Origin of the sequence: Nocardioides panaciterrulae (assembly GCF_013409645.1) — a bacterium.
GTDB lineage: Bacteria > Actinomycetota > Actinomycetes > Propionibacteriales > Nocardioidaceae > Nocardioides > Nocardioides panaciterrulae.
The window spans coordinates 1,153,064-1,172,540 of the sequence record NZ_JACCBG010000001.1; the positions used below are offsets into that span (position 1 = coordinate 1,153,064).

The 19,477-nt window shown below is 74.9% G+C and carries 19 protein-coding genes; 15 read left to right on the top strand and 4 right to left on the bottom strand.

The genetic code is table 11. The features are described 5' to 3' along the window. Positions 1–5 precede the first annotated feature (5 nt). Genes BJZ21_RS05395 through BJZ21_RS05420 form a run of 6 tightly spaced genes read left to right on the top strand, consistent with a single transcriptional unit; the run spans position 6 to position 4,344 of the window. Entirely contained in the window at positions 6–743 is a 738-nt protein-coding gene (locus BJZ21_RS05395; RefSeq protein WP_179662812.1) for a DUF4129 domain-containing protein, read from the top strand. Next, complete coding sequence (locus tag BJZ21_RS05400) at positions 740–1,165, top strand: hypothetical protein (RefSeq protein WP_179662813.1); 426 nt, start codon at positions 740–742, stop codon at positions 1,163–1,165. Before BJZ21_RS05395 ends, BJZ21_RS05400 begins: the two co-directional genes overlap by 4 nt. Then, entirely contained in the window at positions 1,162–2,187 is a 1,026-nt protein-coding gene (locus BJZ21_RS05405) for an AAA family ATPase (RefSeq protein WP_179662814.1), read from the top strand. Before BJZ21_RS05400 ends, BJZ21_RS05405 begins: the two co-directional genes overlap by 4 nt. Then, a complete protein-coding gene (locus tag BJZ21_RS05410) occupies positions 2,187–3,482 on the top strand; it encodes a DUF58 domain-containing protein (RefSeq protein ID WP_179662815.1) in 1,296 nt (431 codons plus the stop codon). The genes BJZ21_RS05405 and BJZ21_RS05410 overlap by 1 nt, the downstream gene beginning before the upstream one ends. Beyond that, entirely contained in the window at positions 3,479–3,985 is a 507-nt protein-coding gene (locus tag BJZ21_RS05415) for a hypothetical protein (RefSeq protein ID WP_179662816.1), read from the top strand. The genes BJZ21_RS05410 and BJZ21_RS05415 overlap by 4 nt, the downstream gene beginning before the upstream one ends. Beyond that, positions 3,985–4,344, top strand: coding sequence for an MGMT family protein (locus BJZ21_RS05420; protein WP_179662817.1), 360 nt, complete (start codon positions 3,985–3,987; stop codon positions 4,342–4,344). Before BJZ21_RS05415 ends, BJZ21_RS05420 begins: the two co-directional genes overlap by 1 nt. A gap of 19 nt (positions 4,345–4,363) precedes the next feature. On the opposite strand, the gene BJZ21_RS05425 is transcribed toward BJZ21_RS05420, so the two are convergent. From BJZ21_RS05425 to BJZ21_RS21665, 3 genes are read right to left on the bottom strand one after another with little or no spacing between them, the layout of a single operon-like run. Next, complete coding sequence (locus tag BJZ21_RS05425) at positions 4,364–5,767, bottom strand: YlbE family protein (protein ID WP_179662818.1); 1,404 nt, start codon at positions 5,765–5,767, stop codon at positions 4,364–4,366. Beyond that, on the bottom strand, positions 5,767–7,257 hold the full coding sequence (locus BJZ21_RS05430; protein WP_179662819.1) for an AllF/FdrA family protein: 1,491 nt from the start codon (positions 7,255–7,257) through the stop codon (positions 5,767–5,769). The genes BJZ21_RS05425 and BJZ21_RS05430 overlap by 1 nt, the downstream gene beginning before the upstream one ends. Beyond that, a complete protein-coding gene (locus BJZ21_RS21665; protein WP_179662820.1) occupies positions 7,254–8,063 on the bottom strand; it encodes an oxamate carbamoyltransferase subunit AllH family protein in 810 nt (269 codons plus the stop codon). Before BJZ21_RS21665 ends, BJZ21_RS05430 begins: the two co-directional genes overlap by 4 nt. A 79-nt stretch (positions 8,064–8,142) precedes the next feature. Between BJZ21_RS21665 and BJZ21_RS05440 the strand changes: the two genes are divergently transcribed. The 8 genes from BJZ21_RS05440 to BJZ21_RS05475 all read left to right on the top strand — a co-directional run bounded on the left by BJZ21_RS05440 (position 8,143) and on the right by BJZ21_RS05475 (position 17,365). After that, positions 8,143–9,414, top strand: coding sequence for a PucR family transcriptional regulator (locus tag BJZ21_RS05440; protein WP_179662821.1), 1,272 nt, complete (start codon positions 8,143–8,145; stop codon positions 9,412–9,414). A 198-nt stretch (positions 9,415–9,612) separates the two neighbouring features. Next, positions 9,613–11,010, top strand: a complete 1,398-nt coding sequence (locus tag BJZ21_RS05445; protein ID WP_218851317.1) for a uracil-xanthine permease family protein — start codon at positions 9,613–9,615, stop codon at positions 11,008–11,010. Further along, positions 11,007–11,924: an FAD binding domain-containing protein gene (locus tag BJZ21_RS05450; protein WP_179662822.1), complete on the top strand. Its 918-nt coding sequence runs from the start codon at positions 11,007–11,009 to the stop codon at positions 11,922–11,924. The genes BJZ21_RS05445 and BJZ21_RS05450 overlap by 4 nt, the downstream gene beginning before the upstream one ends. Beyond that, positions 11,924–12,412: a (2Fe-2S)-binding protein gene (locus BJZ21_RS05455; protein ID WP_179662823.1), complete on the top strand. Its 489-nt coding sequence runs from the start codon at positions 11,924–11,926 to the stop codon at positions 12,410–12,412. Before BJZ21_RS05450 ends, BJZ21_RS05455 begins: the two co-directional genes overlap by 1 nt. Beyond that, positions 12,409–14,865, top strand: a complete 2,457-nt coding sequence (gene cutA / locus BJZ21_RS05460; protein WP_179662824.1) for an aerobic carbon-monoxide dehydrogenase large subunit — start codon at positions 12,409–12,411, stop codon at positions 14,863–14,865. The genes BJZ21_RS05455 and cutA overlap by 4 nt, the downstream gene beginning before the upstream one ends. Further along, a complete protein-coding gene (locus tag BJZ21_RS05465) occupies positions 14,862–15,518 on the top strand; it encodes an SRPBCC domain-containing protein (protein ID WP_179662825.1) in 657 nt (218 codons plus the stop codon). The genes cutA and BJZ21_RS05465 overlap by 4 nt, the downstream gene beginning before the upstream one ends. 5 nt (positions 15,519–15,523) lie before the next feature. After that, a complete protein-coding gene (locus BJZ21_RS05470; protein WP_179662826.1) occupies positions 15,524–16,963 on the top strand; it encodes an amidase in 1,440 nt (479 codons plus the stop codon). Between the two features lie 9 nt (positions 16,964–16,972). Continuing rightward, positions 16,973–17,365 (top strand): RidA family protein, encoded by a 393-nt coding sequence (locus BJZ21_RS05475; RefSeq protein ID WP_179662827.1) that lies wholly within the window; start codon positions 16,973–16,975, stop codon positions 17,363–17,365. 15 nt (positions 17,366–17,380) lie between these two features. On the opposite strand, the gene BJZ21_RS05480 is transcribed toward BJZ21_RS05475, so the two are convergent. Further along, complete coding sequence (locus tag BJZ21_RS05480) at positions 17,381–17,629, bottom strand: DUF2630 family protein (protein ID WP_179662828.1); 249 nt, start codon at positions 17,627–17,629, stop codon at positions 17,381–17,383. 71 nt (positions 17,630–17,700) lie between these two features. On the opposite strand from BJZ21_RS05480, the gene BJZ21_RS05485 reads away from it, so the two are divergent. Next, the gene (locus BJZ21_RS05485; RefSeq protein ID WP_179662829.1) at positions 17,701–19,284 is read left to right on the top strand and encodes a SpoIIE family protein phosphatase; all 1,584 of its coding nucleotides are present in this window, start codon (positions 17,701–17,703) and stop codon (positions 19,282–19,284) included. Positions 19,285–19,477 lie beyond the last annotated feature (193 nt).

The window sequence follows — 19,477 nt, forward strand, 5'->3', positions numbered from 1 at the left end:
CGCCCATGGGGGCACGACGGGCATCGGTCACCGCCGTGGCGGCGGTGGCCGGCACGGTGCTGCTGGTGTCGCTGCTGGTCACCTGGGCCGCCTCGATCGGGCCCGATGCCGTGCTGCGTGGCGCCGGACCGGCGACCCACCGGGCGAGCGTGACGCCGACCCGGACCGCCACGCCGTCCGGGACTCCCACCGCCGCGCGGTCGTCGCGGCCGCCGCAGCAGCGGCCGGCGGGCCACCACCCGGTGGTCGGCGCGCTGCTGGGCGTGCTCCTCGTGGTGGTCGTCGTGGCGCTCGCCGGCCTGCTGATGCTGGTGCTGCGCCGGTTGTGGGAGGCGTGGACGCTGCGGCGCCGGCCCCCGCCCGAGCCGGAGCAGGCCGACTTCGACGCGATCGAGACCCCGCGGCGGCTCGCCGCCGAGATGGTCCGCGACGCGGCCCGGCAGCGTGAGCTGCTCGAGGAGGGCGATCCGCGCAACGCGATCGTGGCCGCCTGGCACCGGTTCGAGGAGCAGGCGGCCGAGGCCGGCCTACGACGCCGGCCGTGGGAGACCTCGGCGGAGTTCACGCTGCGGGTCCTCGACCTCGTCGACGCCGACAGCGCCCAGGTGGCCCGGCTCGCCGCGCTCTTCCGGGAGGCCCGGTTCTCCGAGCACGCCCTGGGCGAGCCCGCGCGCGCCGAGGCGCTCGCCGCACTCGACGCCGTCCACGCGGGGCTGCAGGCCGTCGCGGGGGCCCGCCGGTGAGGCGCCGCGCCCCGGGCGTGCGGACGCTGCTGCTGCGCGCGCTGGTCGCGCTGCTGCTCTTCGCGGTGCTCGACGTGGTCTTCGCCGTCGTCGACTTCGAGCCGGACGCGCCCCGGCTCGCGCTGCTCGTGCTGGTCTGCGGTGCCGCCGTGGGCCTGCTGCTCGACAGCGTCGACGAGGGCGGGCCGCCGTGGCCGGCCCCGGGGAGCCGGCCGGTGGTCCCGCGCGGGTCGGATGCGCGGCTGTCGTCCTACGTCCGGCTCGTCGAGGACCACCTGACCGCGCGCACGCCCGACGCCGGCCTGCGCGACCGGCTCGTCGAGCTGTCCGGCGGCCGCCTCGCCGAGGAGCTCGCGGGGCCCCCGCGTCGACTGAGCCGGGCCGAGATCGACGACTACCTGAGGAGGATCGAGGAGCAGTGACGAACCAGATCGAGAGGGTGCCGACCGTCGAGGAGGCCTCCCGCGTGGCCGGGCAGGTGCTCGACGAGGTCGAGCGCGCCGTGGTCGGCAAGCGGCAGGCGCTCTCGCTGGTGCTGGCGGCGCTCCTCGCCAAGGGGCACGTGCTGCTCGAGGACTTCCCGGGGCTCGGCAAGACCCTCGCGGCCCGCTCGTTCGCCCAAGCGCTGGGGCTGGACTTCCGCCGCGCCCAGTTCACCCCCGACCTGCTGCCCGCCGACCTGACCGGCTCGTTCCTCTACGACCAGCGCCGCGGTGAGTTCCAGTTCCGCCGGGGCCCGCTGTTCACCGGGCTGCTGCTCGCCGACGAGATCAACCGGACTCCGCCGAAGACCCAGTCGGCCCTGCTCGAGGCGATGCAGGAGCGCCAGGTGACGGTGGAGGGCGAGACGTTCCGGTTGCCCGAGCCGTTCCACGTGCTCGCGACCGCCAACCCGATCGAGTACGAAGGCACCTACCCGCTGCCCGAGGCGCAGCTGGACCGGTTCCTGCTCCGGGTGGGCTTCGGCTACCCGACGGCGTCGGAGGAGTACGACGTGATCGCGCGCCGGCTCGACCGCCGCCGCGAGGAGGTGGTCCTGGACCGGGTGACCGACGCCGTCGGGCTGGCCGGGCTCCAGGCCGCGGTCGAGACGGTGCGGGTGGACCCGAGCGTGGGGGAGTACTGCGTGGCGCTCGCGGCGGCGACCCGCGAGCACGCCGAGGTGCTCACCGGCTCCAGCCCGCGCGGCTCGCTGGCGCTGGTGCTCACCGCGCGCGCGTTCGCGGTGCTCCGGGGCCGGGACTACGTGGTGCCCGAGGACGTGAAGTCGGTCGCGCGGTCGGTGCTGGCGCACCGGATCACGGTGCGCCCGGAGCTGTGGATGACCGAGGCCAGTGGCCGGCGGGTCGTCGACGAGGTGCTGGCGGCGGTGCCGACCCCGCCCACCCTGGAGGGCGCCGTCGGTGGCCCCCTCGGCGGCCCCGTCGAGGGCGCGTCGTACTGATGGACGGCTGGCGACCGACGGCGGCGCTCGGCCGGGCCCTGGGCCTGGGCGGCCTCGGCACCGCGGTCGCCGTGCTGTTCGGCGAGCCGGTGATCATGGTGCTGACCGCGCCGTTCCTGCTGCTCGGCGCGCTCGGCCTGGTGCACCGGCCCCGGTCCGCGCCGCGGCTGAGCACCTCGCTGGACCACGTGCTGCTGCACGAGGGGCAGGGCACGACGTCCCGGCTGCACGGCGAGGACCTGGCCGGCGTCGAGCACGCGACCCGGCTGGCCGCGGCGGTGCCGCACGTGGCGCTGCAGCCGTCCTCGGGGCGGGTCGGCCGGCTGGTGGGGAGTGACGGCGAGCTGCCCGCCCTCGAGGTCGGCCCCCGCCGGTTCGGACGGCGGCAGCTGGGCGCCGACGCCGTCGCGCTGACCAGCCGCTGGGCGGGCTACCGGTGGGGGCCGGTGATCCTGGTCGGCAGCCAGCTGCAGGCGCTGCCCGTGCGGGCGCCGTTCGACTCGCGGGCCGAGGCGCCGCAGCCGCTGGGCCTGGTCGGCGCGCACCGCTCCCGCCGGCCGGGCGAGGGGACCGAGCTCGCGTCGATCCGGCCGTTCCAGACCGGCGACCGGCTGCGACGGATCCACTGGCGGGTCTCACTGCGCAGCGACGCGCTGCACGTGGTCAGCACCCGGGGCGAGGAGGACAGCGCCGTGCTGCTGCTGGTCGACGCGCTGGCCGACCACGGTCGCTCCGGCGGCCTCGGCGGCGAGGCGAGCAGCCTCGACGTGTCGGTGCGGGCCGCGGCGGCGGTGGCCGAGCACCACGTCCGGGTCGGTGACCGGGTCGGCCTGCGGGTCGTGGGCACCGGCGGGGAGTCGGTGGGCTACGGCACCGGGCAGCGGCACCTGCAGGTCCTGCTGGGGCGACTGGCGGGGCTGCAGGTCGGCACCCCCCGGGCCATGGAGGCCGACCGGGTGCAGCTGCGGGCGGAGGCCGGGACCGTGGTGATCGTGCTCTCCCCGATGCTCTCGGAGGTGATGGCCTCGGTGACCGCGACGCTGGTGCGTCGCGGCCTGCCGGTGCTGGTCGTGGACACGCTGCCGGAGGACGCCGCGCCGGCGGTGGTGGAGGGCACCGAGCCCGCGATCGCCGCGCTGGCGTGGCGGATGCGCCGGGTCGAGCGCCGGGAGGTGCTGGACCGGCTGGCCGCCCTCGGCTGCCCGGTCGTGCCGTGGCGCGGCCCGGGCACCCTCGACGACGTGCTGCGCCGGCTCGCCCGGCGCGCCCAGCTGCCCCAGGTGCCCGCCCGATGATCGCCGAGTGGAGCCCCGGCCAGTGGGCGCTGCGGCTGGTGGCGGCCGTGGCCCCGGTGCTGGCGCTGTTGTGCACCGGGCCGGCCGGCGCGTGGCCGCGGCCCTGGCTGGTCGTGCTGGTGCTGGTGCTGTCCCTGTGCTACGCCCGGGTGCCCGAGTCCGGGGTCGGCACGGGGGCCCTGGGCGCGGTGCTGGTCTGGTGGGGGGTCGCGTTCCGCGACGGGCTGCACGCCTGGGCGCTGCCGTCGGTCGCGCTGCTGCTGGCCGCCCACGTCGCCGGCCTGCTGGCGTCCTACGGCCCCGATCGGCTCGGGGTCGACCCGGCGACCGTCCGGCGCTGGGTCGGGCGCGGCGCCGGTGCCTGGCTGGTGGCGCCGGCGGTCTTCGGGGCCGCGCTCGTCGTCCGGGCCCGGTCGGACCTCCCGGGCGTCTGGGTCGCCGGCCTCTCGGTCGCACTGGTGGCGATGGTCGTCGCCTCGCTGGCCCTGGCGCGGGAGGACTGATGGCGCGGCTGGACCCCGAGGAGTACGCCGAGCTGGTGCTGGTCTGCGTCGAGCAGGTGCCGCGCGGCCGGGTCACGACGTACGGCGCGATCGCCGAGGCGGTCGGGGCCGTGCTCGGCGGGGGCGGACCCCGCCAGGTCGGGTCGGTGATGTCGGCGTACGGCGGCCCGGTGCCGTGGTGGCGGGTGGTCCGGGCCGACGGCTCGCCCCCGGACTGCCACGACGGCGAGGCGCACCAGCACCACCTCGAGGAGGGCACCCCGCTGCGCCCCTCCGGCAAGGTCGACCTGGCCCGCGCGCTCTGGCGACCCACCCCGGACGTCGTCCGGGGCGGTCGCGGGGACGACCGCCTCGGATGACGTCCCGCCGAGCGCGGGCTCAGCCGCGGGCGCGGGTGAGCTCGGCGAGCCGGGCGAGCGCCTTCGGGAAGATCTCCGCCGGCGGGGTGACCAGGCCGGCGCCGACCTGGCCCACGCCCGCGACCTTGCCGGCCATTCCCGTGTTGATCTGGGGAAGGATGCCGGTCCGGCAGACCCGGGTCACGTCGATGCCGCTGGGCACGCCCTGGAACTCCAGGACCGGCACCGACCAGCGCGGGTTCTCGCCCAGCGTGATCTCGTGCATCCGGCGGGTGGTGGCCAGCGCGTCGGGCACCGAGCCACCGACCAGCCGCACGATCGCGGGCGCGGTGGCCATCGCGAAGCCGCCGATGCCGGCGGTCTCGGTGATCGCCGAGTCGCCGATGTCGGGGTTGGCGTCGTCGGGCCCGTAGTCGCCGAGGAAGAGCCCGTCGGCGAGCTGCGCGGGCCCGGTGAACCACTCGTCGCCGGTGCCGGCCACCTGGACGCCGAAGTCGGTGCCGTTGCGGGACATCGCGACCACCATCGTCGAGCCCTCGGTGCCGCGGGCGGCGTCGAGGGCCAGCTTGCAGGCCGGCATCGCGAGGTTGAGGAAGAAGTGGTCGTTGCCGCCGACGAAGCGCAGCACCTCGGCCACGTCGCCGGCGTCCGCGCCGCTGGTCACCAACGCCGGTGCGAGGTCGCGCAGCAGCATCAGCGTGCCGGCCCGGTTGCGGTTGTGCGCCTCGTCGCCCATCTGCAGCATCTGGGTGAGGATGCCGGTGACGTCGACCGGGCCGCTCAAGTCGACGGTGGTGCGGACCGCGCCCTGCAGCAGCGGGCCGAGCACCTCGCGCATCCAGCGCAGCCGGGTCAGCACCTCCGGCCCGTAGGCGCCGTAGCGCAGCACCTTGCCCAGGCCCTCGTTGAGCGAGCAGTGGGTGCGGGCCCCGGTGGCGAGGTCCTCGAGCACGAACATCCACATGCTCGGCGTGACCACGCCGGCCATCGGGCCGACCGCCCGGTGGTGGTGGCAGGGGTCGAGCGAGACGTCGGTGCCGCGCTCGAACAGGCGTACGGCGTCCTCCGGGTCCGCCACCAGGCCCTCCAGCGCCGCGCCGCCCATCAGCGCGCCGCGCAGCGGGCCGGAGGCCCGGTCCCAGGTGATCGGCGGCCCGGCGTGCAGGAACTGGCCGGGCTCGAGGCCCAGCACCTCCGAGGCCGGGGCCACGTCGACCAGGTGGGCGGTCGTGCCCAGCATCGCGGCCAGCGCCCGCTGGTTGGCCTCGTGCCGCAGCGGGTCGGCCGCCACCGTGGCCAGGTCGGCCTCGGTGCCGGTCATCGGCGGGCGCCAGTCGACGCGGGTGACGGCCACGGCCTGGGCGGCCACGGCGTCGGCGAACAGGTCCGCGCCGGCGGACACCACGGTGGTCGGCGTGCTCATCAGCGGGCCTTTCCGGTCGAGGGGAGGAGCTCCAGCGCGCGGTGGGCCGCGCGGGCGTTGGACAGGTGGACCTCGGCGCCGGCCGCCACCAGGGCGCGCACCTGGCGATCCAGCCCCTGCGGGTCGGCGTCGGTGCCGACCACCGCCACCACGACGGGTACGCCGGCCGCCGTGACGGCCGAGACCGCCGGGGCGAGCAGGGCCGCCGGGTCGGGCTCGGACCCGTGACCGAGGACCACGTCGAGCAGCACCACGGCGGTGCGCTCGTCGGCGGCCACCCGGGCCAGGTGGTCCAGGCGCAGGGTCGGGTCGATCATCGGGTGGGCGCGGCCGGCGGTCAGCGCGTCGTCGCCGAAGTCGACGAACGTGTGGCCCGGCCCGCCGGCCGGGGCCGCGAGGTCGGCGTCGAGCTCGAGCCCGGGGGAGAGCGGGATGTTGCTGTGCACCGGGCCGAGGGCCTCGGTGGCGATCAGCATCGCCTCGTCGCACAGCGTGCCGCCGACGAACAGCCCGCGCAGCGCGGTGCCGCGGGTGGCGGGGGCGGCCTCGCCGCTGGCGGGCCAGGACGGTACGGCGTGGCCGAGCCGGCGCAGCACCGCCTCCGCGGCCGCGGTGAGGTCCGGCCGGCCGGCCCCGAGCAGGGCGAGCTCGACCGGGGTGTCCAGCGTGGCGGCGTACTCCTGGATCTCCGCGGCCACCGCCTCGGCCGGTGGCTTGGACACCACGACGACGAGCTCGACCGCGGGGTCGGCGTCGAGCCGGCGCATCGCCTCCCGGGTGGACAGCCCGCGGACGTCGGAGGACAGGTCGCGCCCGCCGACCCCGAGCGCGGAGGTCACGCCCACCCCGGCGTGGTCGAGCAGCGCCAGCAGCTGCTGGCAGCCGGTGCCGGAGGCGGCGACCAGGCCCACCGGGCCGGGGGCGACGGTGTTGGCGAAGCCCAGGCCGAGACCGCCCACGACCGCGGTGCCGCAGTCCGGGCCCATCACCAGCAGCCCGCGGGCGGTGGCGGTGCGCTTCAGGGCGATCTCCTGGTCCAGCGGCACGTTGTCGCTGAAGATCATCACGTCCCGGCCCGCGTCGAGGGCGTCCATCGCCTCGACCAGCGCGCTGGCGCCGGGCACGGAGACCAGCGCGAGCCCGTCGGTGGCGTGCCGCAGGGCCGCGCCGGTGGTGCGGGGCGGCGCGAGCTCGCTGGGCCCGGTGTCGCGCCGGCTCGCGTCGCGCAGCGCCTGGTCCACCGCCGCGAGCGCCCGGTCCAGCGCCTCCTGGTCGGTCACCCGCACGGCGACCACCATGTCGTTGGTGCCCGCCTCGGCCGGGACGGCGAAGCCCATCTGGGTCAGCACGTCGAGGTTCAGGGCGGTGGCCATCGCCACCTGCGCCGCAGCGACGCCGTCGACGCCCTGCACGGTGCGGCTCACCTGGAGCAGCGTCACCGAGTCGGCGTAGGCGCCGGCGCGCAGCTCGACGTGGGTCAGGTCGGTCATGCAGCGACTCCGTTCGTGTGGTGGAGCTGGGTCCGGGCCAGCAGCGCGCCGTAGAGCAGGCCGCCGCCGGAGGTGTGGCCCACGGCGGCGAGGCGGGCCGCCCGGGCGGGCTCGTCGGGGGTGCCGACGGCGGTCAGGTAGGAGGCGAACTCCGGCAGCACCTCGCCGTGGAGCGCGCAGTCCAGCAGCGTCGCGGACAGCAGGGTGGTGCGGGCGGCCAGCGAGCGGACCGCGGCGTCCACCACCGGGGTGGGCCGACCGGCGGCGCGGTGCGTGGCCAGCCAGCCGCAGAGCACGTCGTCGCCGAGCGGGGTCAGGCCACCACCCCGGCCCACGAGGTGGGCCACCTGGGCGGCCGCCAGCGGGCGCGCCGGGTCACCGGCCAGGTCCGCGGCCGCGGCGAAGGCGACCACCTCGGCGGGCAGCGCCGGCTCCGCGGCCGGGGGTGCGTCGAGGCACAGCGCGGCCGCCGGCAGACCGGGTACGCCGGTGTCGACCAGGCGGCCGGGGTGCAGCCGGACCCCGTCGAGGTGCAGGAGCCCGTCGGCGACGTGGGCCGTGCGCCCCTCGAGCGCGCCGAGGTCCTCGCTGACCAGGCGCAGCGCGTTCGGGACCTGGGCCGCGGCCCGACCGACCACGCCGAGGCACCAGCCGTCGAGGTCGATGTAGACCGCGTGCCGTCCCCGGTGCAGCACCGGCCGGGGTCCGTCGGGGGCCCGGCGCAGCCGCTCACGCACCCGTGGCGGCGCGCTGACCGCCAGCGAGCCCGGGGCGGGGGAGCCCGGAGCGGGAGAGTCGGGAGCCACGGTCCCCGACGCTAGTGGCGCAGGTTACGGTTTGCCGATGTGAGGTTGTGCCAACGATCGTCCGGAGGGAGCGCAAACCTTGACACCGAATGAGCGTGGGGCTGCGGTGGCGCTCGCCCGGGTGGACGCCCTGCACACCGGGCTGACCCAGATCGTGCTGGAGGGCGGCAACCTCGACGGCATCGCCGCGGAGGTGGCGCGGGTGCTCGACGTGGGCGTCGCGTTCAGCTCCACCGACGGCCGCGAACGGGCCGCGGCGTTCTCCGAGGAGCACCGCGGGCTGCTCGAGGAGCACGGGCTGCTCGACCCGACCGGCCGGTTGCGCACCGAGCGGATCGGCGAGTCGGCGCGGGCGGGCGCGGGCGAGGTGCGCAGCCTGCGGGTGGCCGCCGGCGGCGTGGACCTGGCCCGGCTGGTCTGCCTGCGCGGCAACGGGCCGATCGACGCCGACGACGTGCACGCCCTCGAGCGGGCCGCCGCGGTGGCGGCGCTGCTGATCACGCGCGAGGAGGCCGTCACCGCGGTCGAGAACAAGTACCGCGGCGACTTCCTGCGCGACCTGCTGCTGCGCCGCACCTCCGACGACGACTACGTCGCCGAGCACGCCGACACCTTCGGGTGGGACCTGGGGCGCCCGGTGGTCGTGGTCTGCGCCGAGATCGACCCGCCCGGGCCCGAGGAGCCGGCTCCGTCCCGGGCGCAGCGCCGCCAGTGGCAGGAGCGGTTCTCCGCGGCCTGGCGTCAGGTGACCCGGGCCCTCGACCCCGCCACCCCCAGCGTGGACTTCTCCTCCGAGGTGGTCACGCTGCTCCCGGTCGGTGAGCTCGGGTCCGGCGCCGAGGCCGCGGTCGCCGGGCACGACGTCGTACGACGTGCGGTCACCGCGGTCACCGGGGACAAGGGCGGCGGCCGGCGGCCGTTCTCGGTGGGGGTGAGCCGGGTCGCCTCCTCGCTCGAGGCGCTGCCCGAGGCCTACGCGCAGGCGCGCCGGGCGGTCGAGATCGGCCGCCGCGTCTCCGGCGGCGGGTCGACGACGTTCTTCGACCAGCTCGGGCTGCACCGGCTGATCGCGCTGATCCCCGACACCGGCGAGCTGCGGGCCTTCACCCGCGACGTGCTCGGTCCGCTCGCCGAGGCGACCACCGAGGCGGCCGACCTGCGCGACACCCTGCAGGTGCTGCTGGACACGAACTTCAACGTCGCCGAGGCGGCCCGCCTGCAGTTCTTCCACTACAACACGATGCGCTACCGGGTCTCCAAGCTCGAGCGGCTGCTCGGGCCGCTCTCGAGCGACCCGCACCTGCGCCTCGACGTCGCGGTCGCGCTGCGGGTGCTGGAGATCGCCCGCTAGCGGCGCCGCCTCCCGCGGCCCCGCACCGGCCCCGCACCGGGGCCGCACCGGGGCCGCCGCCTCCGGCGGGCGCGCCCACAAGACATGCCATCGAAATCGGTGTTCCTTCAGCACTCCTCGCCGTCGAGGGTGTGTCATGTGGATCACTAACTTGAGAGCACCTCGGGGCCAACACTGCAAGCGAAAGGGTCCTGTTCCATGTCGATGTTCAAGTGGGATCTCGTCCATCCCGCGCCGGGCGAGGCCGTCGGTCCGCGCCAGCGCCTCCCTTGGGGCAAGACGGTGGGCCTCGGTGCCCAGCACGTGGTCGCGATGTTCGGTGCCACGTTCGTCTTCCCCCTCGTCATGGGGCTCGACCCCAACCTGGCGATCATGTTCTCGGGCATCTGCACGGTGCTGTTCCTGCTCGTCTGCCAGAACCGGGTCCCGAGCTACCTCGGCACCAGCGCCTCCTTCGTGGCCGGTGTGGCCGCCATCCGCGCCCAGCACGGCGACTCCGCCGACGTGACCGGCAGCATCCTGGTCGCCGGCGTGGTGCTGGCCCTGGTCGGCCTGCTCGTGCACTTCTCGGGGGCCGGGGTCATCCACAAGATCCTGCCGCCGGCCGTGACCGGCGCGGTCGTCATGCTGATCGGCTTCAACCTGGCGCCCGTGGTGGCCGGCATCTACTGGCCGCAGGACCAGTGGGTGGCGCTGCTCACCGCCACCTTCATGGTCTGCGCGGCGGTGCTGTTCCCCGGCTTCTGGTCGCGCATCGCGGTGTTCCTCGCGCTGATCTTCGGCTACGTGGTCTCGTGGCTCTTCGACGGGATCTTCGGCCAGATCCACTCCATCACCGGGTCCAGCAACGGCCAGCAGATCGACCACGACCGCCTGAGCTGGAGCCTGGTCAAGACCGCCGACTGGATCGGCTTCCCGAGCGGCAAGCTCGCCGACGGCGTCTCGGTCGTGCACGGGCCCAGCTTCTCGCTGACCTTCATCCTGCTCGTGCTGCCCGGTGTCATCGCGCTGATCGCGGAGAACACCGGCCACGTCAAGGCGGTCGCCGAGATGACCGGTGAGAACCTCGACCCGTTCATGGGTCGGGCCATCGCCGCCGACGGTGCCGCGACGGCGCTGGCCAGCCTCTTCGGCGGGTCGCCCACCACGACGTACGCCGAGAACATCGGCGTCATGGGGGCCACCCGGGTCTACTCCACCGCCGCCTACTACGTGGCCGCCGCCGTGGCGATCCTGCTCGGCCTCTGCCCGAAGTTCGGCGCCGTCGTCAGCGCCACCCCCGGTGGCGTGCTCGGTGGCATCACCGTCGTGCTCTACGGCATGATCGGCCTGGTCGGCGCGAAGATCTGGGTCGAGAACCATGTCGACTTCGGCGACCCGGTGAACATGGTCGGCCTCGCGGCCGGCCTGATCGCGGGCATCGGCGGGGTCACGCTGACCTTCACCGACAACTTCTCGCTGAGCGGCATCGCGCTCGGCACGATCCTGGTGATCGTCTACTTCCACATGGTCAACCGGCCCCACCGCACCGGGGGCCACCCCACCGCGACCGGTCCCCAGCACCTTGGCGCCGACGAGGTGACGAGGGCACTGTGAAACCAGCACCGTTCGCCTATCGCCGACCCGGGTCGCTCCCGGAAGCACTGGCAGCCCTGGCCGGCGAACCGAACGCCAAGGTGCTGGCCGGTGGCCAGAGCCTGGTCCCGCTGCTGTCGATGCGTCTGGCGGCCCCGACGCTGCTGGTCGACATCAACGCGGTCCCGGGCCTGGACACCATCGAGGTGGTCGAGGGCGGGAGCACCGGCCGTGACCCCGGGGTCACGGTCGGTGCCCTCGCCCGGCACACCGACGTCCTCGCCCACGAGGACGCCCGCCGGGTCCAGCCGCTGCTGGGCATGGCGCTCTCCCACGTCGCCCACGCCACGATCCGCAACCGCGGCACCACGGTGGGCTCGATCGTGCACGCCGACGCGGCCGCCGAGATGCCGGTCGTGCTCAAGCTGCTCGGCGGCCACGTCGAGGCCGAGGGGCCCGCGGGCCGCCGCCGGATCGCCGCCCACGACCTCTACCTCGGCCCGCTGGAGTCCTCGCTGCACCACGACGAGATCGCGGTGTCGGCGTTCTTCCCCGCGCTCGCGCCCCGCGCGGGCGTGGCCTTCGACGAGATCGCCCGCCGGCACGGCGACTACGCGCTGTGCGGCGTGGCGGCCCTGGTCCGCCTCGTCGACGAGCCCGGCAGCGGGACCGTCGCCGAAGCGCGGGCGGGCTACCTGTCGGTCGCCGAGGTCCCCAGCGTCGTGGACCTGACGGCCGAGCTGGCCGGCGGCGTCACCGACGCCGCCCTGGCCGCGGCGGGGGAGCGGGCGCTGGCCGCCCTCGACCCCGCCGACGACATCCACGCCACCGCGGCCTACCGGGCCCAGCTGGTGCGCGTGCTGACCAGCCGGGTGCTGCGCTCGGCGTTCGACCACGCGGTCGCCCGGAGCAGCACCCCCGACGAGGACGAGTGATGACCGACGAGCTCCACCAGGTCCGCCTGTGCGTCAACGGCCTGACCCACGAGGTGCAGGTGCCGGCGCGGCGGCTGCTGTCCGACGCGTTGCGCCACGACCTCGGCCTGACCGGCACCCACGTCGGCTGCGAGCACGGCGTGTGCGGGGCGTGCACGGTGCTGGTCGACGGCCGGCCGATGCGCTCCTGCCTGATGTTCGCGGTCTCCGCGGAGGGTGCCGAGCTGACCACCGTCGAGGGTCTGGCCGAGGAGGACGGCTCGCTCGGCCCGGTGCAGCAGGCGTTCGCAGAGTGCCACGGCCTCCAGTGCGGCTTCTGCACGCCGGGGTTCCTGACCACCATCACCGCCGGGCTGCGCGAGAACCCCCGCCCGACCCGGGAGGAGTGCCGCGACATGATCGCCGGCAACCTGTGCCGCTGCACCGGCTACCAGAACATCGTCAAGGCGGTCGAGCGGGCCGCCGAGCTGGTGGAGGAGCGCGCATGACCACGAAGCTGATGGGCCAGCCGGTCCAGCGGGTGGAGGACCAGCGGTTCCTGCGCGGCCGGGGGCGCTACGTCGACGACGTCGCCGTCGACTCCGAGGCCGGCACCCTGCACGCCGCGGTGCTGCGGTCCCCGCACGCGCACGCCCGGATCGTCGACATCGACGTCAGCGACGTCCTCGACGTCGCGGGCGTCCACGCCGTGTGGACCTACGACGACCTCACCGGCCCGCTGGGGTCCCCGCTGGCGACCCCCCTGATGGGGGAGCCGCTGCCGCTGCTGATCCCGCACCCCGCGTTGACCCACGGCCGCACCCAGTACGCCCTGGCCAAGGACGAGGTGAACTACGTCGGCGAGGCGATCGCCTTCGTGGTCGCCGAGGACCGCTACGTCGCCGAGGACGCGGTCTCGCGGATCCGGGTCGAGTACGACCTGCTCCCGGCGGTGGTCGGCATCGAGACCGCCCGCGCGGCGCGGAACCTGGTCCACGACGACGTGCCCGGCAACGTCGGCGCCCGCCTGGAGCAGAACGTCGGCGACGCGCCGGCCGCCATCGCGAAGGCGCCGCACCGGCTCGAGCTGGACCTCACCATCGAGCGCAGCGCCTGCATGCCGATGGAGGGCCGCGGCACCGTCGCCCGGTGGGACGCCGACCTCGGCCGGCTCCAGCTGTGGACCTCCACCCAGAGCTCGACCGGCGTCCGCGCCGCGGTGGCGGTCAAGCTCGGACTCGACCTCGGCCAGGTCGACGTCATCACCCCCGACGTCGGCGGCGGCTTCGGCGTGAAGATCAACCACCCGTGGCCCGAGGAGCTGCTGGTGCCGATGGCGGCCCGCGTGCTGGGGCGCACGGTGAAGTTCACCGAGGACCGGCGCGAGCACTTCATCTCCTCCGCCCACGAGCGCGGCCAGGTCCACCACGTCACGGTCGGCTTCGACGACGACGGCCGGCTGCTCGGCCTCGACGTGGAGTTCTGGCACGACCACGGCGCCTACACGCCCTACGGCCTGATCGTCCCGATCATCACCTCCACCCAGCTGCTGGGCCCCTACAAGCCGGGCGCCTACCGGGTCACCTTCGAGTCGCTCTACACCAACACCGTGATCGTCACGCCCTACCGCGGCGCTGGCCGCCCGCAGGGCTGCTACGTCATGGAGCGGACCATGGACGCGATCGCGGCGTACCTCGGCCGGGACCGCACCGAGGTGCGGGCCGTGAACTTCATCCAGCCCGACGAGTTCCCCTACGACCAGGGGCTCATCTTCCAGGACGGCCGCGAGCTGGAGTACGACTCCGGCGACTACCCCGCGTCCCTGGTGAAACTCAAGGAGCTCATCGGCTGGGACGACTTCCCGGCCTACCAGCGGGAGCTGGCCGCACAGGGGCGCCGGGTCGGCATCGGCCTGGCCTGCTACGTCGAGGGCACCGGCGTCGGCCCCTACGAGGGCGCGCACGTGCACATCGAGACCACCGGCAAGGTCAAGGTGGCCACCGGCCTGACCACCCAGGGGCAGGGGCACGCGACCGTGTTCGCCCAGCTGGTCGCCGACGAGCTCGGCGTGCGGTTCGAGGACGTCGAGGTCGTCACCGGCGACACGCGGCGGATGCCGTACGCCGTGGGCACCTTCGCCTCCCGGGCCGCGGTGATGAGCGGCTCGGCGATCCACCTGGCCGCCAAGCGGGCCAAGGAGAAGGTGCTCAAGATCGCCGCCGACGCGCTCGAGGTCGACGAGCAGGACCTGCAGATCGTCGACGGCGTGGTCTCGGTCAAGGGCTCCCCGGACGCCGCGCTGGACCTCGGCACGGTCTCGGTGCTGTCCAACCCGCTGCGCTACGCCTTCGACGAGGCGTCGAAGGCCGCGACCCAGTTCTCGGTCGGCGACCCCGGCAAGCCGCCGGTCCCCGAGGACGAGGAGCCCGGCCTGGAGGGCCGGGACTTCTACTCGCCCGAGCGGGCCACCTTCGCCTCCGGCATGCACGCCGCGATCGTGGAGACCGACCCGCTGACCGCGGAGATCACGATCCTGAGGTACGCCGTGGTGCACGACTGCGGCCACCTGATCAACCCGATGATCGTCGAGGGCCAGATCCACGGCGGGGTGGCCCAGGGCATCGGCGGCGCGCTCTACGAGCGGATGGTCTACGACGAGTCCGGGCAGCTGCTCAACGCCTCGTTCATGGACTTCCTGATGCCCTACGTCACCGAGGTGCCAGACTCCATCGAGATCGACCACCTCGAGACGCCCTCGCCGCTCAACCCCCTGGGCATCAAGGGTGCGGGCGAGGCCGGGGTGATCCCCACGTCGGCGGTCTTCGCCGCGGCGATCGAGGACGCCGAGGCCCAGTCCGCACCGGGGTTCACGATCACCGCCATGCCCATCTCCCCGTCCGAGCTGTTCGAGCTGCGCCAGCGCTCGTCGGCCGGCTCCACCCCCGAAGGGACCCGTTCGTGAAGTTCACCGGCGACGCCACCCTCAACGCCCCCGTCGACCGCGTCTGGCAGGCGCTGCTCGACCCGGCCGTGCTCGTGCGCACGATCCCGGGCTGCGAGCGCCTCGAGGCCAAGGGCGAGAACGCCTACGCGATGACGGTCACCGCCGGGGTCGCGGCGATCAAGGGCACCTACTCCGGCTCGTGCGAGCTCTCCGACCTCGACCCGCACAGCTCGCTGGTGATGAGGCTCCAGGGCGCGGGCACCCCGGGCACCATCGGCGCGGACGTGAACGTGCTGTTCCAGGACGGCGGCGACGGCACCACCACGATCACCTACGACGCCGACGCGGTCGTCGGCGGCATGGTCGGCGGCGTCGGCCAGCGGATGCTGACCTCGGTCTCGCGGCGGATGGCCGGGGAGTTCTTCGGCAACGTCGACGCGGTGCTCGGCGGCGTGCCGGCGGTGCCGGCCCCGGTCGCGGTCGCCGAGGCGGCGGCCGCCGCCGGCGCCCCCGTGGAGGCGCAGCCGGGGGTGTTCGTCGCCCCGCCGAAGACCGCCGCCGCCCCGTCGTACGACGACTTCCTCAAGGGCGTCGCGCTCGGCGCGGGACTGGTGCTGGCCGGCGTGGTCGTCGGCGGGTTCGTCGGCGGCGTCCTCGGACGGCGGCGCTGACCGCGATGACCGACCTCTCCGTCGACTCGACCGCGCGCGACCAGGCCGCTGCGGTCCGCAGCCGCGCGATCTCCGCGCGCGAGCTGCTCGACCTGCACCTCGAGCGGATCGCCGAGCGCAACCCGCAGCTGAACGCGATCGTCTCGCTCGACGAGGAGCGCGCCCGGGCGGGCGCCGCCGCCGCCGACGCGGCGCTCGCGACGGCCGGTCGCGACGGCGCCGAGGTGGGGGCCGAGGTGGGGGCGCTGCACGGGCTGCCGTTCGCGTTCAAGGACACCCACGCGGTGGCCGGCTGGCGCACGACGTACGGCTCGCCGCTCTACGCCGAGCACGTGCCGGACCGGGACGAGCTGCTCGTCGAGCGGGTCCGCGGCGCCGGGGCGGTGGTGCTCGGCAAGACCAACGTGCCCGAGTTCGCCGCCGGGTCCCACACCTTCAACACGGTCTTCGGCACCACGCTGAACCCGGTCGACCCGACCCGGTCGGCCGGCGGCTCCAGCGGGGGCGCGGCGTGTGCGCTGGCCGCCGGCATGGTGCCGCTCGCGGACGGCTCCGACATGGGCGGCTCGCTGCGCAACCCGGCGTCGTTCTGCGGGGTGGTCGGCCTGCGGCCCTCGCTGGGCCGGGTCCCGGAGTGGCCGCTCTACAACCAGTGGGAGGCCACGTCGGTGGGCGGGCCGATGGCCCGCAACGTCGGCGACCTGGCGCTGCTGCTGTCGGTGCTGGCCGGGCCGGACCCGCGGGCGCCGCTGGCGCTGGGCGACCCGGGCCGGACGTTCGCGCCGCCGGTGCGCGGGTCGCTGGCCGGCCTCCGGGTCGCGCTGTCGGTCGACCTCGGCGGCGCGTTCGAGGTCGACGACGAGGTCGCCGCGGTGGTCTCGTCCTCGGCGTCGGTGTTCACCGGGGCCGGTGCGTCCGTCGCCGACGCCCACCCCGACCTCGGCCTGGCCGACGACACGTTCCGCACCCTGCGCGCCTGGCACTTCCAGGCGAAGTTCGGCCGCCTGCTGGCCGAGCACCCCGACTCCTTCAAGCAGTCGCTCGCGGACAACATCCGGGCGGGGGAGCCGCTGACCGGCGCCGACGTCGCCCGCGCGTACACGGAGCGCACGGCCCTGGCCGAGACGATGCGCGAGTTCTTCGCCGGCGTCGACGGCCCGGCGTACGACGTGCTGGTGCTGCCGGTCTCGCAGGTGCCGCCGTTCCCCGCGGACCAGGAGTTCCCGACCGCGATCAACGGCCGGCCGATGGCGAGCTACCTGGACTGGATGCGCTCGGCGTACTTCATCACCGTCACCGGTTGCCCGGCGATCTCGGTGCCGTGCGGGACGACCGCCGACGGGCTTCCGGTCGGCGTCCAGATCGTGGCCCCGCACGGGCGCGACCGGTTCCTGCTGGAGGTCGCCGCGGCGTTCGAGGAGGCCGCGGGCGTCGTCCGCGGGTAGGTTCGGCCCATGCCTGTCGAGCTGCTGCGCACCGAGGCCCTCTCCGACCGCGCGCCCTACGCCTACGCCGCGCGGATCTCGGGCGGCGGCGTGGTCTTCACCGCCGGCGCCTGCCCGCTCGACGCCGAGGGCCGGATCGGCCCGGTGGGCGACGTCGCCGGCCAGGCGAGGCTGGTCATGGACAACCTGGTGGCCGCGCTGGCGAGCGCGGGCGCCCGGCTCGAGGACGTCGCGAAGACGACGGTCTACGTCGCGACCGACCGCCGCGAGGACCTGCTCGCGGCCTGGGAGGTCGTGCGAGCGGTGTTCGGCGAGCACGACGCGCCCAGCACGCTGCTCGCGGTCCCGCTGCTGGGCTACGAGGACCAGCTGGTCGAGGTCGAGGCGGTCGCGGTCAGCTAGGACCGACGCCCGGGCTCACTCCAGGTAGCCCTCGACCGTGCCCTCGGGCCGGACCTCGGCCGCGTTCGGGTCCTGGCCGAACTCCCGTCGTGCCCGGCGCTGCCGCAGCAGGTCCCAGCACTGGTCGAGCTCGACCTCGAGCCGGCGGAGCCGCTGGTGCTCCTCGGTGGCCGAGATCTCGCCCCGGGCGAGGGTCTCGCGCAGGCGGTGCTCCTCCTCGACGAGGTCGTGGATCCGATGCCGGAGGTCGGGGTCGTCGTTCATGGATCGAGTCTGGCACCGCCGAGTCTGCGAAGGATGCCGCGTCGCGGTCCCTATCGTGGAATGCTGCGCCGGTGCCCGGACCCTTCGACGACGCAGGCGTCCTGCGGGAGCTCTACGAAGCCGTGGACTGGTCGGCCACCTCGCTCGGACCGGTCGAGGGCTGGAGCCCCGCGCTGCGCACCTCGCTCGCCATGGCGCTGAACACGCGCTTCCCGATCACGCTGCTGTGGGGCCCGGAGTTCGTGCTGCTCTACAACGAGGCCTACGTCGAGCTCATCGCCGAGAAGCACCCCCGCGCGCTGGGACGCCCCGCGGACCGGGTGTTCCCGGAGGCGTGGGACACCATCGGCCCGCTGATGGCGCAGGTGATCGCCACCGGTCGGGCGAACTGGCTCGAGAACCAGTACCTGCCGATGCGCCGCTCGGGCTTCCTGGAGGAATGCTGGTTCAGCTACTCCTACTCGGCCGTGCGCGGCGCGGACGGCACGGTCGAGGGCATCATCGACATCACGACCGAGACCACCGCGCAGATGATCATCGGGCGGCGGCTGCAGATGCTGGCCCAGCTGCGCGACGCGCTGGCGCCGGTGGAGCGGGTCGAGGACGTCCCGGTGCGCGCCCTCGAGGTGCTGCGCTCGCATCCGGCCGACGTCGAGGCGGCGGAGGTGCGCGTCGCCGGGGTGGCACCGGACCGGGACCCGTCGCTGCCGGAGGCGCCGGTGGCCCCGCTGACCGGAGACCTCTCGCTGGAGGCGCTCGACGACGGGCTGGTCGGCTGGCTCCCGCTGGCGCCCGAGGACGACCGGCTCGACGCGATGCTCGTGGTCCGCCTGAGCCCGATGCTGCGGCGCGACGACGGCTACTTCGACTTCCTGCGGCTGCTCGCGGCCGCGCTGACCCAGGCCCTGGAGTCCGTGCGGATCCGGGAGGCCGAGCGGATGTGGTCCGAGGAGCTCCAGCGCAGCCTGCTCGCCCGCCCGACCAGCTACCCGGGCGTGGAGATCGCGGCGTGCTACCAGCCCGCGGCCGAGATCGTCCAGGTCGGGGGCGACTGGTACGACGCGTTCCGCGCCCCCGACGGCTCGCTGGCGCTGGTCGTGGGCGACGTCGCGGGCCACGACGAGCGCGCGGCGGCGTCCATGGGCCAGATCCGGAACATGCTGCGCGGGGTCGCGCACACCCGGCAGGGCGACCCGTCCGTGGTGCTGTCGCAGCTCGACAGCGCGATCGCGGGCGTGGAGCTGCCCGGCGTCGCGACCGCGGTGCTGGGCGAGCTCGAGACCGCGGACGCCGACGGGTCGATGCACCTGCGCTGGTCGAACGCCGGGCACCCGCCGCCGGTGCTGCTGGAGCCCGACGGGAGCACCCGGCTGCTCGAGACCGAGCCGGACCTGCTGCTCGGCCTGGAGGTCGGCACCGACCGCCACGACCACCGGCTCGACCTGCTGCCCGGCTCGTCCCTGCTGCTCTACACCGACGGGCTGGTCGAGCGCCGCGGCGCACCCCTGGAGGACGGGCTGTCCTGGCTGCTCGACCAGGTGCGCGACCGGGCCGACCTCACCGCCGAGCAGCTCGGTGACCACGTGCTCGGGCAGCTCGACGGCCGCGCGGAGGACGACATCGCGCTGCTCGTCGTACGCATCGCGCCCTGCTGACCGATCCGGGCTGACCGATCGGGGCTGACCGATCGGGCTGACCGGCTGGGCCGATGAGGGGACGTTGGTCCCTGCCGGGGGCGGCCCGCCGGACGGCACCATGGAGGTGCGCCACTTCCTCACAGAAGAGCGCGATGGACCGCAGGCGAGGGCCCGCTCGACGGGTGAGACGTCGCGACGACCGGGTGGCGAG